Source organism: Vibrio sp. R10-SG3-ISO3 (assembly GCF_059834225.1).
The window spans coordinates 55,506-69,695 of record NZ_JCBDHE010000041.1 but is presented as its reverse complement, the minus strand read 5'-3'; the positions used below and the strand labels follow the sequence as shown (position 1 = coordinate 69,695).

Annotated in this window: 11 protein-coding genes; 9 read left to right on the top strand and 2 right to left on the bottom strand. The window is 50.4% G+C overall.

Translation table 11 applies throughout. The features are described 5' to 3' along the window. Nucleotides 1-277 precede the first annotated feature (277 nt). From AC6R1A_RS11065 to AC6R1A_RS11030, 8 genes are all read left to right on the top strand, one after another. A complete protein-coding gene (locus AC6R1A_RS11065; protein WP_500633134.1) occupies nucleotides 278-2,530 on the top strand; it encodes a multiheme c-type cytochrome in 2,253 nt (750 codons plus the stop codon). Nucleotides 2,531-2,661: 131 nt separating this feature from the next. Continuing rightward, nucleotides 2,662-3,642: an AAA family ATPase gene (locus AC6R1A_RS11060; RefSeq protein WP_500631254.1), complete on the top strand. Its 981-nt coding sequence runs from the start codon at nucleotides 2,662-2,664 to the stop codon at nucleotides 3,640-3,642. A gap of 13 nt (nucleotides 3,643-3,655) precedes the next feature. Continuing rightward, the gene (locus AC6R1A_RS11055; protein WP_500631255.1) at nucleotides 3,656-4,621 is read left to right on the top strand and encodes a DUF58 domain-containing protein; all 966 of its coding nucleotides are present in this window, start codon (nucleotides 3,656-3,658) and stop codon (nucleotides 4,619-4,621) included. Next, nucleotides 4,618-5,106, top strand: coding sequence for a DUF4381 domain-containing protein (locus AC6R1A_RS11050; protein WP_500631256.1), 489 nt, complete (start codon nucleotides 4,618-4,620; stop codon nucleotides 5,104-5,106). Before AC6R1A_RS11055 ends, AC6R1A_RS11050 begins: the two co-directional genes overlap by 4 nt. Further along, nucleotides 5,103-6,176 carry a vWA domain-containing protein gene (locus tag AC6R1A_RS11045; RefSeq protein ID WP_500633135.1) on the top strand — a complete coding sequence of 358 codons (1,074 nt, stop codon included), beginning with the start codon at nucleotides 5,103-5,105 and terminating at the stop codon, nucleotides 6,174-6,176. Before AC6R1A_RS11050 ends, AC6R1A_RS11045 begins: the two co-directional genes overlap by 4 nt. Then, nucleotides 6,166-7,875 carry a VWA domain-containing protein gene (locus tag AC6R1A_RS11040; protein WP_500631258.1) on the top strand — a complete coding sequence of 570 codons (1,710 nt, stop codon included), beginning with the start codon at nucleotides 6,166-6,168 and terminating at the stop codon, nucleotides 7,873-7,875. Before AC6R1A_RS11045 ends, AC6R1A_RS11040 begins: the two co-directional genes overlap by 11 nt. Further along, a complete protein-coding gene (locus AC6R1A_RS11035; RefSeq protein WP_500633136.1) occupies nucleotides 7,872-9,167 on the top strand; it encodes a BatD family protein in 1,296 nt (431 codons plus the stop codon). Before AC6R1A_RS11040 ends, AC6R1A_RS11035 begins: the two co-directional genes overlap by 4 nt. Nucleotides 9,168-9,286: 119 nt before the next feature. Beyond that, entirely contained in the window at nucleotides 9,287-10,189 is a 903-nt protein-coding gene (locus AC6R1A_RS11030) for a LysR family transcriptional regulator (protein WP_500631260.1), read from the top strand. Between the two features lie 62 nt (nucleotides 10,190-10,251). Here AC6R1A_RS11030 and AC6R1A_RS11025 read toward each other — a convergent pair whose 3' ends face one another. Next, nucleotides 10,252-11,940: an alkaline phosphatase family protein gene (locus AC6R1A_RS11025; RefSeq protein WP_500631261.1), complete on the bottom strand. Its 1,689-nt coding sequence runs from the start codon at nucleotides 11,938-11,940 to the stop codon at nucleotides 10,252-10,254. A 21-nt stretch (nucleotides 11,941-11,961) separates the two neighbouring features. After that, nucleotides 11,962-12,735, bottom strand: a complete 774-nt coding sequence (locus tag AC6R1A_RS11020) for a formylglycine-generating enzyme family protein (protein WP_500631262.1) — start codon at nucleotides 12,733-12,735, stop codon at nucleotides 11,962-11,964. Nucleotides 12,736-12,866: 131 nt separating this feature from the next. Here AC6R1A_RS11020 and AC6R1A_RS11015 point away from each other — a divergent pair, with 131 nt between their 5' ends. Then, the gene (locus tag AC6R1A_RS11015) at nucleotides 12,867-14,186 is read left to right on the top strand and encodes an anaerobic sulfatase maturase (protein ID WP_500631263.1); all 1,320 of its coding nucleotides are present in this window, start codon (nucleotides 12,867-12,869) and stop codon (nucleotides 14,184-14,186) included. Nucleotides 14,187-14,190 lie beyond the last annotated feature (4 nt).

Sequence of the window (14,190 nt, the reverse complement as noted above, 5' to 3'; positions counted from 1 at the left end):
GTGAAAGTCTCTTTATAGTTAATATAACCTAAGGTTATGCGCACTTTTTAAGTTGCTGATTTAACGGCATTAAATGATTAATTGACCTTTCGTTCTGTAAAGTTAATGGCGAGATGTGAGAGCAGGTTCAATTATTTCGGTGATGAAGTGAAGTCGAATAACCTTAACGCGTATGATTTAAATAGATTTATTTGAGGTTGGAGAAACTATGTCCATAGGGATATCAGTAAGCAACAAACTGAGATGTTTTTTACAATGTTTGACCCATTTGGGACTCATGATGACTGGCGCTCTCTCATTTCCCTCCAACGCAGAGTTCCAGTACGTTGGCTCTGAGGCTTGTATCGATTGTCACCAAGAGCCTTATACTGCATGGCAGGGTTCTCACCATGATATGGCGATGCGCCATGCTAAATCCGATTCAGTGCTCGGTGATTTCCAAGATGCGAGCATGACGCACAATGGGAAAAAGTCTCGGTTCTACAAAAAAGACGAAGAATATTGGGTCACCTTGGAAGGACCAAACGGTGAAATGCAAGATCATCAGATTCTTTATACTTTCGGTTTTGACCCTCTGCAGCAGTACATGGTTGCCTTTGATGATGGCCGAGTACAACTGATTCCCTATGCATGGGATTCAAGACCTAAATCAGATGGTGGACAGCGCTGGTTTCATCTTTACCCAGATACGACGCCTACCGATGAGTTCTATTGGACCAATAGTGGCCAAAACTGGAACTTTATGTGCGCTGATTGTCACTCTACTAACCTCAAGAAAAATTATGACGCCGAGAGCAATCAATACAACACGACTTGGTCTGAGATCAATGTCGGCTGTGAAGCGTGCCACGGCCCGGGAAGTGTACACGTTGAGCAAGCAAAGCAGTATGCCAATCAGCCGCGCAGCGAATGGTCAAAGCACAGTGCCCACCTTGGCTTTGATCGTGATTTAGGCCAATCAGTCGCTAATTGGGTTTATCAAGAAGGGCATTCGACCTTACAGCCAGACGCAATCGTACCGACAGCGCAAGTGCAAACTTGTGCCCAGTGCCACAGTCGCCGAACCCAGTTAAATGAGACGGGCGATCATGTGAATGGCTCATTTTTTGACAAATACCGCTTAAGCTTGATCACACCAGAGCTTTATCACCATGATGGCCAAATTTACGATGAAGATTATGTATACGGGTCGTTCTTGCAGTCGGAGATGGCGAGAAAAGGTGTAACGTGCAGTAATTGTCATGAGCCACACAGTGCGACATTGAAAGTGGCGGAAGAGGCCGTTTGTGCACAATGCCACCTAGCTTCTGAGTATACCCCAGAGAAGCACACCTTCCATGCTGCAGGCAGTGAGGCGTCGAAATGCACGACGTGCCACATGCCCGAGACGACGTACATGCAGGTCGATCCACGGCGCGATCATAGTTGGCATGTGCCACGTGCGGATATCGCCAAACATATTGGTACACCCAATGTGTGCACTGCTTGTCACACAGATCAAAGTGCGCAGTGGGCGGACGAGCAAGTCGCTGCATGGTTCCCAGACTCTCCTTATCGAAATCAGCAACATTTTGCCGTGGCTTTTTACGCCGATGAGATTGGGCATCAAGGCAGCGCCGATGCACTTGCTTACAGCGCGCAAGATGCCTCGTTGGCGCCAATTATTCGCGCCTCTGCACTAGAGCGTATGGCGGGAAATCAGAGTCAAAATACGTTGATTTCGCTCGCGCGAGCAGTCAAACACGACAATGAGATGATTCGCCTTGGCGCCATTGAAGGGGCATCGGGGTACGAGTTTGCTGATCAGTGGAAAATACTCTCACCGCTGCTTAGTGATCGAGTCCTTGCCGTGCGAACCGAAACCGCCGCCGCGTTAGTCAGTGGCTATTTGTCGATGAGTGCGGAACAAAAAGCGCAATTGAAACCGGCGCTTGAGGAGTATATCGAGATTCAACGCTTTAACGCCGATCGCGGCTTTGGTCGTGTTAATCTTGGCAATGTGCACCGTCAGATGGGCGACAGTGGGCAGGCCGAACGTTTGTATCAGCAAGCCATCCAAATTGAGCCCTATTTTGAGAACAGTTACATCAACTTAGCCGATCTTTACCGCACTCAAGGCGACGAGAGTAAAGCACGTGAGGTGCTGCTGAGTGGTCTTACTGCGCAGCCGAACTCCTCGATCATCCCTTACAGCCTAGGGTTATCCTTGCTTCGCAGCGGCGATCGAGCAAAGGCCAATGATTATCTGGCCATGGCAGCCAAAGGCGCGCAAACCAATGCCCAATATTGGTATGTGTACGGTCTTGCCCTTGAGGGCAGTGATGTAATGGCGGCCAGTCAGGCGCTCAATCAAGCGTATCAAGTGGGCGGAAACCCTCAACATCTTTATGCCCAGTGTGAAGTGTTAGCGCGCAACCGACACAGCGCTGAGGTAGACGAAGCCCTCAAGGCGTGTCTGGGCACATTGGCGCAAGTGGTCCCCCCAGAGGTGGTGGGGCAACTGCGCGCGCGGCTTGGATTAACGCCTTAGTAAGGGGCGAAGTATGACAGGTATAACCAATAGTTATAGGGTAAATCGCTAGGATAGGGCAGATGCCATACGGTCTCATTGGAGACGAGCGAGTAGCAGCAACATTGCGGTTAAATAGAGTGGAGCACAAAATGAATCAAGCACAGCAGGCCATTGCCGCCCTGATTGAACAAACAGAGAAGAGTGTTATCGGGCAAAGCCACGTCGTACGCGCATTGGTGATTGGTTTATTGACCAATGGTCACATCTTGTTAGAAGGCTTACCGGGTACGGCGAAAACACGCTCGGTCAAATCGCTGGCGAACCTTCTTAATACACGCTTTGGCCGCATCCAATTTACGCCAGACTTGTTGCCTTCCGATGTGACGGGCACTGAGGTGTATCAAGAAATCGATGGCCATCACCAACTCCACTTCCAACCGGGTCCGATTTTCAATTCGATTGTTTTGGCTGATGAAGTGAACCGCGCGCCGGCAAAAGTGCAGGCGGCGCTCCTTGAGGCAATGGCCGAGGGCACGATCACGGTCGGCGATAAAACGCACACCTTACCTGAGCTATTTATGGTGCTCGCGACGCAAAACCCCGTCGAGCAAGAGGGGACCTACCCCTTACCAGAAGCGCAAATGGACCGCTTTATCATGAAAGTGACGGTCGACTATCCAGAAGACGAAGCGGAGCGAGACATTATCCGCCTTGTACGCAGCGAGGAGTTGGGTGCGGCCAATCGTGCGACCCCAGATTTAAATACAATTGAAGTCAAGCATGTGTTGGACGCGCGCAAACAACTGCCATCCATTACCGTCGGCGAGATGGTAGAAAATTATATCGTGGCACTGGTGATGGCAACGCGTAAACCCGAGCGCTACGGAGAAACAAACCTCGCTCAGTGGATCGAGGTGGGCGCGAGCCCACGTGCGTCAATTGCGCTTGATAAGTGCGCGCGCGCAAGCGCTTGGCTCGCAGGACGTGACCACGTCACGCCAGACGATGTGCGAAGCGTTGCACCTGCGGTGCTCGGTCACCGCTTTACCTTGACTTATGATGCGTTGGCCGATGGTGTTGATCATCAACGCGTGGTCAATGAACTGCTTGATTGTGTAGCGATTGGATGAGTAAGGGGCAGTGATGGCTAAGCCGACATTAGCACCGAAATCACAAGGGCTCGACCCAAGGCTCTACAGTGATTACGCCACGTTAGTACGCCTGCAAGCTCAAGCACAATCCTTCACGCTGCTGCCGCATTTAAAATCGGCCAGCGTATTGGCGGGGCGCAATACGTCACTGTTTCGTGGCCGTGGGCTCAACTTTGAAGAGCTGCGCCATTATCAGTTAGGCGATGACATTCGCAACTTGGATTGGAAAGTGACCCTGCGCACCGGTAAGCCTCATGTACGAAGCTATACCGAAGAGAAAGATCGTAACGTGATGATCTGCGTTGACCAACGCAGTTCGATGTATTTCTCTTCTGTGCAGGTGATGAAATCTGTGGTGGCCGCGGAAGTGGCTGCCTTGTGTGCTTGGCGCGTCCTTAAAGATGGCGATCGGGTCGGTTTTTCCCTCGCCTCTAGCCAGTCTATTGTGCACAGCAAATCTCAGCGCAGCCAAAATCAACTGCTTGGTCAGCTCAAACACCTGGTTAAGGCCAACCAAGCGCTCAATGTGGACAGTACCGATACTGCGTCCGTGAGCTTTTCCCATTGGATGGAGCAACTGCAACGCATGCGCTTAAAACAGACCACTATTATCATGATCAGTGACTGGCACGACTGCCAAGATCATGATGTTGATCGTCTTAAGCAGCTCCAACAACACAATGATGTGCTGGCGGTGATGGTCAGTGATCCCTTAGAGCAATCACTGCCGTCCCGATTGGCCACAATGAATTGGGTGGTTGGCGATGGCGAATACCAGTTGAATCTCGATAGTCGCAATAAGCTATCTCAAGCCAATGTAGAGTTGGAGCAAAGGATGAAGAATCAACGTCAATCGCTCAGTCGTTTGATGGCGTCGAAGACCTTGCCGTACATTGAATTGGCCACCGACGGTGAACACATTGCGCAGTTTCAGCGCCGTGTAGGAGGGCGAGGATGAGTATGACACATACGCCACCAAGCACCTACATTTTGCGTGATTTGCACGACGTCGCTGTGCCCGCGAGCATCAGCTGGTGGCCACAAACCTTGGGTTGGAAACTCGTCGCGCTGTTTATCCTGCTCGCTGCGCTGTATGGCGGCTACCGCTATGCGCGCTTTTGGTGGCGCAATCGCTACCGCCAAGAAGCGCTGAACGCCATTGCAAGGCTTGAACTGAACGACCCCCAGTTTGCTGCGCAGCTCTTTCACATCATTAAAGTGGTGCTGGTCTATCTAGATAGCCGCAACAGTCCGTTATTTGGCGCCCCCTTTACGGATAAGCTCAATGCCATTTGCTTGGATTCGCCGTTTGACGCCTCGCTTGCTGAGCGTTGGATGAATCATTTAGTTAATCCCGCTGCGCCACTTGGCGATCACGACAAACAAGCGCTGATTGCGCAATCGAAACAGTGGCTGAGTCGTCATCAGGAGCGCGCACGATGAATAGTTGGCAAGGTCTTTTATCCATTAGTGGCTTTGAGTTCTCTTATCCCGCTTGGTTTGTGGTGTTGCCGCTGCCACTGTTGATCTATTGGTGGGCACCGGCTTATCGCACCAAGCAGATGGCGACCAAAGTGCCGTTTTTTACCCTTTTGGTTGAATCGATGGGCGAGGCGCCAAGTCAAGGGGCAAGCCAGCTTAAACCGACTTGGTGGCAGCGTGCGACGTTGCTGCTCTCATGGGTGTTGGTGGTGATGGCACTCGCTAAACCGACAGTATTGGGCGAACCACAAGTAAGAGAAAGTATCGGCCGTGATGTGATGGTGGTGGTCGATTTATCCGGGTCGATGGCTGAAACCGACTTTACCAGTGCCTCAGGTCAAAAAGTCTCCCGTCTTGATGCCGCAAAAGAAGTTCTGGAAGAGTTCGCGCAATCGCGCCAAGGGGATCGACTAGGCTTGATTCTGTTTGGTGACGCAGCGTTTGTGCAAACACCGTTTACCGTTGACCATGACGTGTGGCTTGAACTCTTGTCGCAAACCGATGTGGCGATGGCAGGGCAGAGCACCCACCTTGGCGATGCGATGGGTTTGGCGATCAAAGTGTTTGAACAAAGTGACAGTAGCACGCAAACAGCAGACGAGGCTCGCGCACGCGAAAAAGTGGCGATCGTCCTCACCGACGGGAACGACACGGGCAGCTTTGTTGAACCCATCGATGCGGCAAAAGTCGCCAAAGCAAAAGGGGTTCGTATCCACGCTATTGCGATGGGCGATCCGCAAACGGTGGGTGAAACTGCGCTGGATATGGAGGTGATCGAACGGATCGCCAGTGAATCCGGTGGACGTGCGTTTGAAGCGCTTGACAGGGCGGCGCTTAGTGATGCCTATCAGATCATTTCAGACATCGAACCCGAACTGTTTGAAAGCCTGACCTATCGGCCGAAACAGAGCATTCATCATCAGCTCATCGCCGTGGTTGTGGTGATCTATTTACTCGCGTTTGCGCTGGCGACAAGCAAGCGCATTCATCGAGCGCGCCGCTCACAGTCAGGAGGTCAAGGTGTTCGATAGCCAGCTGTGGGTACAGTTTTTTACCCAGTTTCATTTTATTCGTCCTTTCTGGTTGTTGGCATTGGTTCCAATGTTGCTTTTGCTTTGGCTGCGTTGGCGTGAAGAGAGTCAACCGAGTTGGCAGGAAGTCTTACCAGCGCACCTTAGAAAGGCGTTAACCATTGGTGATACAGGGTGGCGCAAGCAGCTACCCCTCAAACTGTTGGTGATGATCGTCACTTTGGCGATTGTGGTGTGCGCAGGCCCTTCATGGCAGCGCGAGGCGTCGCCGTTTGGCGAAGATCGTGCAGCGATGCTGGTGGTGCTCGATAGCAGTGACACCATGCTGGAAACCGATGTCGCGCCAAGTCGACTAGAACGTGCAAAACATAAAATTCGTGACTTGTTAGCCCTTCGAAGTGGTGGCAGCACGGGACTGCTGGTCTTTGCGGGTAGTGGTCACACTGCAATGCCCCTGACGCAAGACGTCGCGGTGTTTGCGCCATTTTTAGCCGCGATCGAACCAAGCATCATGCCCGAATCGGGCAAGAACGCCGATACCGCGTTGGCGCTTATCGACGATCAGCTCAATCAGCAACCGGGCTCAACAGTGTTATTGGTGAGTGATGGCGTCACGCCGAGTGCTATTGATGCCTATCAACGCTTTTTTGCTGAGCGTCCTTACCAGCTCGTCATTCTGGCGGCGGGCAATGAGCAAGTGGCGAGCACCAGTCAGGCGAAATCCCCACTCGACCTTCAGTCACTCAATCAGTTGGCGGATGCTGTCGGTGGAAGAGTGGTTGAAATGAGCATTGATGAGAGCGACGTCGAGCGGATCAACCGTTACGTTGAGCGTAATATGCAAATGAACGGCGATTCGGCGATGCCTTGGCAAGATATGGGGTATTGGCTTTTGATTCCGGTGATGTTGCTGATGTTGTTGTGGTTTAGAAAAGGCTGGCTGGTCCAGTGGTGTTTGGCCCTAACATTGCTTGGCTCGGTAGGCTTGCCATCGCCAGTGCTGGCGCAAACTGTTTCGACGCATGCCGAATCACCCGTAAACGTTGAAGTACCGACGATGCTTGATGAGGCGGCGCAGTGGTGGTGGGATCTCTGGTTAACCCCAGATCAGCAAGGCCAGCGCTGGTTTAACCGCGGCGACTATTTACGTGCAGCCAAACATTATCAAAGCCCGTTGCATAAAGGCGTCGCCTATTACTACGCCGCTGAGTACAAGCTCGCCCACACGGCGTTTCTTTCGATGCAAAATGATCAGCGTGATGAATCGCACTATCTCGGTTTGTATAACGCCGCCAGTGCCTTGGCGCGTCAGCGGGAATATTTAGCCGCGCGCAACTTGCTCAATAGTTTGCTTGATGACGAGAATCTGCCCGAAGCGCTAAGAAAAGACGTGCTCAATAACCGCGATGTGTTGGCTGGGATCGTTGAGGAGATCAACCGCTTAAGCGAGAGCCAGACCAGTGTGTCGGATGGGTTGGAAGACTCGTATGAGTTGTCTGATAACCCTCAAACCGCCGATGGCGCCGAAGAGAATACCGTTGAAGAGCTGCTCAACAAAGAGAGCTTAAACGCCCGCGAGATTTTAGGCAGTGATGAGCTCGCGGATAAGTGGCTAAAACGAGTGGAAGCGGATCCCAAACGTTTCTTACGCACGAAATTTTATCTTCAGCAGCAATCGGCGCAGGGAGAGTCTCAATGAAATCCATCATGGTTTGGCTAACGTGTGCCTGTTTCGCCGCTTTAATGTCGACAAGCGTGCATGCCCAGACGTTTGGCGGTAAACAGCGCAGCGCACAAGTCGAAATCCGCGCTTGGCTAGGTGACGAACAAGCGCCAAGCGCAACGCCACAGTTTACAGTCAACGAACAGATTGTCATGACAATTGATGTCAGTACGCCGCGTTGGTTTACGGCAGGGACGAATATTCAAAACGTGGAGTTGGCAAATGTGATTGCGATGCAGCGTAACCCGAGAGCCACCAACTACACGGAGCGTCGTAATGGCGAAACCTGGTCACACCAACGTTGGGAGATCACGCTCTATCCTCAAGTGTCGGGAGATTATGTCGTACCACCGTTGGCTTTGGCTATCACTGTGTCGGCGGAAGATGGCAAGCCGTTGTCCGGGACGCTGCAAACGCCACCGTTACCTTTTCAGGTTATATTGCCTTCTGGTCTGAGAGACACGCAAAAGAGCTGGTTTAGCGCTAGTGCGGTTGAGGTTTCCCAACAGTGGCAACGCTCCAATGAAACGCTTCATGTCGGGGATAGCATCACGAGAACGGTAAGTATCACGGCCAATGATAGCCTCTCCGTTTTGCTGCCCGAACTTCTCGATGGGTCGCGATCGGATTTTTACCAAGCCTACTCACAACCCAGTGCCCTCGACGATACACAGCAGCGAGGTAACTATCGTTCAGAGCGTAAAGAAGAGGTAGTGTATGTCTTGCAGCGAGGTGGAACCTTAACCTTGCCCGATATCGAATTCCAGTGGTGGAACAGTGAGACGAAGCAACTTGAGCATATGACGATTGAGGGGCAGAGTTTTGTGATTAAACATACGCTCAGCTCTTGGCTTAAAGCCTACGCGCCTTGGTTGATTGCGCTGCTTGTTGTCTTGTTGAGCGTTACTGTGTTTGCTCTGCTAACGCTGCGTTACTATCGCACGCCCCCAACACCCACTTGGCTCGTGTTTAGACGTACGCTGAAAGCAAAAGAGTGGGGCGCCGCTAGAGCATTGATTTATCGCGAACACCGCGCACGAACGGGCCGACGCACACTGCTTTCTAGTCAGCCGCTTTCTGACGCGAAACAGGACGACGAGTGGCAGATGCAAAGCAGCGCTTTGCAAGCGGGGAGCGACGCGGTCAATGTCTATCAAGCGTTATGGCGCCTTATCCGTCAAAGCACAGGCCGTTTTAGTGCGAGATTCAATCGCGTCGCCTTGCCTAAAGCACTCCCTGATCTTGCTAAGAACAAGCGTGATTCTTGATGGAAACACGCTTTGTGTGGGTGATTTTCGCCATATAGACAGCATTTTGTGTGTTTTCATTTCGATACCGAGTGGTATTTTCGTTACAATAACGCCTTTCCTGCCCAGCCTGTATCGATATGAAAACCACAGAACTTAATCTTATCCCCATTTTTGTTGCGATCTTCGAAGAACAGAATTTATCTCGTGCGGCCACACGCTTGGATATCAGCCAACCTGCGGTGAGCAAAGCGTTGGCGCGCTTGCGAGATATTTACGACGAGCCCCTGTTCCATCGCAGTACCAGTGGGGTAGAGCCTACCAGTTTTGCCATTGATATCTATCCTGCGATGTCGGCCGCGCTAAAAAACTACACCTCGACGCTCTCAGCGTCGCGCGAATTTGACCCGAAAGTCACCAATCGCACCTTTTCGATAGCCTCTGTTTCTGTCCCGAGTTACCAGTTGTTGCCCTTGCTGCTCAAGCAGATCAGACAGCATGCACCCAATATCGCACTTGAGATTCACCCTCTCTTTACTGAAGACTACGAAAGTGATTTGCGTCTGCAACGCTATGATTTGATTATTGATATTGAGCCTAGAGACCGCACGAAACTCAAGTATGAGCAGCTATACAGTGAAGAGATGATCGTGGTTTGTGCGAAGGATCACCCGCGCATTGGCGATACCATTTCGATCGAAGGATTCTTGGAAGAGGAGCACGTGGTGGTCTCGCGCTGGCAAAGCCGCACTAGTTTGCTCGGTGAGCATATTACCGAACTGGCAAAGCGCAAGGTGGCGTACCGCGCGTCAGGCGCTTTTGAAATGCTGCCTGTTATCAGTGGCGGTGAGTACATTGGTATCTGGCCGTGTCGTGCGTTAAAAAGCTTTACTGAGCAATATCAGTTGAAGGCGATCCCATTACCTTTTAGTAACGCTGAGCAGAAACTCAGTATGATCTGGCACCCGAGCCGCACTCAAGAAAGCGGACACGAATGGCTAAGATCGCAGTTGAAACAGGCGGTGAAGGCGTTAGGGTATTAGTGCTTTATGCCAAATTTAAAAGGGCTTCAATGCAAGCCCTTTTCCTTAGAGTTCTTGAACGGTTACTTCTTCACTTCCGTTAGCACATGCCCAGTGGCGCCGCTCGGTAGGGTGATGCCTAAGTAGTTAGATAGCGTTGGTGCGATGTCGTAAGGCGTCACGTCGCGGTTGATGACTTGAGCTGGTACCTGATGGCCAGCAAAGATCACCGGAACGTGAGTGTCGTAACGCCAAGGTGAACCGTGGGTTGATGCGATGGTGAGGCCATCCATGTCGTTGATGTAAGTACGCGGTGCGAACACCAAGTACACATCACCAGAGCGATCTGGGTGGTAGTTGTTTTTCACCATATCAAAGACACGCGTATTGGGTAGGCGGTTCGCTGCTACGTCGCTTGATGTGACCGCATAAGCAACGCCTTCCACTTTGCGAACTTCTTCAGCAATAGCGGTTTGGACATCCGCCAGTGCGATTTTCTTCTTCGCAATCACGTCGTGATCAAGATAGATGTATGGTTGCGCGTAAAGGCGTACGGCTTCTTTACCTAAACCGAACTCGTTCTTTAATCTTGCTAACACGTTGTCATTGATGATGTTGTTAACATCAAAGTAGCTTGCTTGACGAAAACCGAGTTGGCTAGCGTTTGGTGACACTTCAGGCACACCGTGGTCAGCTGAAAGGATAATCAGTGTGTTCTCCAGACCAATGTGGTCATCGACGGTTTTAAATAGTTTTGCCAGAGTGCGATCTAAACGAATCAAGTTGTCTTCGGTTTCTAGGCTGTCAGGTCCGTACAGGTGGACTACGTAGTCGTTCGAAGAAAAACTCACCGCGAGATAATCGGTAAAGCTACTTTGTCCAAGGTGCTCTTGACGCAGCAGGGTTTGGGCAAAATCGCCCGTAATTTCATCACCTGCTGGACTCACTGTTAGCATGGTGGAGAAATATTTAAAGCTTGACGGCCCGTATGGGTGAGGGAAGGTGCGAGCGAACCCTGCCAAATCGAGTTTGTTCTCTTGGCTGATTTCATCCAGTGTGTATTGATCGCGCTCTAGGCTGAGCTCCCAGCGTTGACCACTATACTGGTTCGGGATCTGTTTTTCGTTCCAGCGTGACACCCAGTTTGGGTATTGATCGTAGTAGTAGTCACTGGTGACAAATTCAGACTGCGATTTAGAGAACCAAAATGCTTTCCCGGTGTGACCTGCTAAAGAAATCGCACCACGGTCTTTAATCGAGACAGAAAAAACTTTTGCTTGCCCGTTTGATGCTACAGTCAGTTCATCACTGAACGAGCTCGCGAGGATAGGCGCGGGAGATCGACCGTCCTGCAGCGCAGTTTTCTGTGTGGGATCTATTTCAGTGGATTTATCGACGCCAGCACCAGCAGAGAGCATGGAGTAGTTCGCGTCTTCGACGTTGTACACCAGTCGTTCTAATTGTCGATCATACCAAACATTACCTACCATACCGTGAACAGAAGGCGGTGCACCGGTCGCGAGTGACACGTGCCCCACAATCGTCTCCGTGTTGCCATGTTGGTAATGGGCGTTGGTATAATGTGTACCTTGATCCATCAGATAGCGGAAGCCACCCTCACCAAAGTTCTGTTTGTAGCGCTCTAAGAGGTCACCACGTAAACCATCAACGGTGACTTGTAACACCAATTTTGGCTTAGCCTCTTCGGCCAATACCGTAAACGGTGCAGAAATCAAAAGTGCACTGGCGGCACCAAGCCATACTGTTTTCATACCATTCCTTTTATCGTAGGGTTAATCTTTCGCCAATCTCAAACCCATGTCAGACATAATGATGGTTTGACTAGCGAAGTCGCGGCGGAAGTTTTCTGACTCGTTTGCGCTGTAGGCGAAACTGCCACCCCGGACGGATTTATGTGCAAGACCGAGGTCACTGTGTTGAGCGTTGTTAGGGTTATCGGTTGGACCAAATCGATAAAAGGTATCGTCGAAGGCATCAATAACAAATTCACCGACATTACCTGTCATATCGTATAAGCCAAGCTCGTTCGGTTGCTTTAGACCTACTGGATGGGCACGGTTGTTCGAGTTTGCATCGTACCAAGCCACATCATCAATATTATTAGAACCGGCGTAGGTATAACCTTGACTGTGGATACCGCCTTGAGCGGCAAACTCCCATTCAGCCTCGGTCGGTAAGCGATAGTTCTCTCCCGTCATTTCGTTGAGCTGCTCCACAAAGTACGTGGCTTGCTGCCAACTTAAGTTGTTTACTGGTACCTGAGGGTCTTTGAAAAAACTTAATGATGAGCCCATCACAGACTCAAATAGATCTTGAGTTACCTCAAATTTAGATAAGTAAAAACCATCGACCTTCACGCTTCTTGCGGGGCGCTCTGCTTTGGTTGTTGTTTCTGAGTCACTCCCCATGACAAACTCACCGCCTTCAACCCAGACCATATCTTGATTTATTTGTTCAGCGAGTGGATGTGCAGGTTTACTTGCACAACCGGCAAGAGTAAACACAAATAGAGGTATAGAAAGAAGGGATAGACTCGTTTTCATCATCTGTTCTCTGGTAATGTGAGTGTATTGATAATAGCACTTTACACCATAAGCTTTGGTTATAACCCCTATAACATGAACTCAAGGAATACCCGCAGTACACTAACGGTACACAAAAAGATGAAAGGTGATGTATGCAAATTACTCAAGGTCCTCAGTTTCAAGGTAAGGCGTCGAAGCGCATGCATGTGATGGCGAAACCCATCGGTGCAGCGTGTAATATCGATTGCCAATACTGTTACTACCTCAGCAAACAGGACTTGCTTGAGTATAAAAAAGGCTGCTCGCCGCGAATGTCTGATGAGACACTAGAGCACTACATCAAAACTTACATTGAAGGACAAAATACCCCTGAAATCATCTTTTCTTGGCAGGGTGGTGAGCCGACGATGCTCGGACTTGACTACTTTGAAAAAATCGTTGAGCTACAAAATAAATACAAGCCAGATGGCATTGTTATTTCTAACGATTTGCAAACCAACGGTACCTTGTTAAACGACGAGTGGTGTGCGTTCCTTGCCAAAAACAACTTCCTGATTGGCCTAAGTATTGATGGCCCAGAGATGCTACACAATGCGTACCGCACCAACCGAGCGGGCCGTGGTACGTTTAAGCAAGTAATGGCGGCGGTTGACCTGCTGCACAAACACAAGGTGAATTTTGCCACCTTGACCTGCGTGAATAATCTCACCAGCCAAAACCCGCTTGAGGTCTACCGCTTCCTACGTGATGAAGTGCGCTCACCGCAAATCCAGTTCATTCCGATTGTGGAACAAAAGACGTTCCGCACTACGGCGCCGCAAACTTGGCCCGCAGGAGAACAACCCAAGCAGGGCGATAAACGCCTGATCCCGGGTCACAAAGATTCGGTGATGGAGCCTTGGTGTGTGTCGGATATGGCATGGGGTAACTTTTTGATTGCGGTATTCGACGAGTGGGTGAAGCACGACATTGGCAAAGTGTTCGTGCAATATTTTGAAGCGAGTATTGAAACTTGGATGGGGCGTAAAAACCCACTGTGTACACTGGGTGAGTTGTGTGGTAAAGGCCTCGCAATGGAGCCTAACGGCGATCTTTACACCTGCGACCATTATGTCTATCCAGAGTATAAAATTGGTAATATACATCATCAAAAACTCGATGATGTTGCTTACAGCGCCGAACAACAAAAATTTGGTTTCGCTAAATCGCGTACGTTGACGACACAGTGCCAGCAATGTGATTACCAGTTTGCTTGCTACGGTGAATGTCCCAAAAATCGCTTTATTCGAACCGCACAAGGTGAACCTGGCTTGAATTATTTGTGTGCAGGTTGGAAAAAGTTCTTCTCACATGTCGATCGCAGTATCGCGTACATCTTGCGTGCAACACGTCATCCTGTCGCTCATGGTAAGTATAGTGACTCCGTTGTTCGCGAAATGATGCAACAACGCAATGAATTGAATAAGGGGTAATATT

Coding starts and splice junctions, on each gene's coding strand:
- AC6R1A_RS11065 (WP_500633134.1), top strand. CDS start 278: ATGATGACTGGCGCTCTCTCATTTCCCTCCAACGCAGAGTTCCAGTAC.
- AC6R1A_RS11060 (WP_500631254.1), top strand. CDS start 2,662: ATGAATCAAGCACAGCAGGCCATTGCCGCCCTGATTGAACAAACAGAG.
- AC6R1A_RS11055 (WP_500631255.1), top strand. CDS start 3,656: ATGGCTAAGCCGACATTAGCACCGAAATCACAAGGGCTCGACCCAAGG.
- AC6R1A_RS11050 (WP_500631256.1), top strand. CDS start 4,618: ATGAGTATGACACATACGCCACCAAGCACCTACATTTTGCGTGATTTG.
- AC6R1A_RS11045 (WP_500633135.1), top strand. CDS start 5,103: ATGAATAGTTGGCAAGGTCTTTTATCCATTAGTGGCTTTGAGTTCTCT.
- AC6R1A_RS11035 (WP_500633136.1), top strand. CDS start 7,872: ATGAAATCCATCATGGTTTGGCTAACGTGTGCCTGTTTCGCCGCTTTA.
- AC6R1A_RS11030 (WP_500631260.1), top strand. CDS start 9,287: ATGAAAACCACAGAACTTAATCTTATCCCCATTTTTGTTGCGATCTTC.
- AC6R1A_RS11025 (WP_500631261.1), bottom strand. CDS start 11,940: ATGAAAACAGTATGGCTTGGTGCCGCCAGTGCACTTTTGATTTCTGCA.
- AC6R1A_RS11020 (WP_500631262.1), bottom strand. CDS start 12,735: ATGATGAAAACGAGTCTATCCCTTCTTTCTATACCTCTATTTGTGTTT.
- AC6R1A_RS11015 (WP_500631263.1), top strand. CDS start 12,867: ATGCAAATTACTCAAGGTCCTCAGTTTCAAGGTAAGGCGTCGAAGCGC.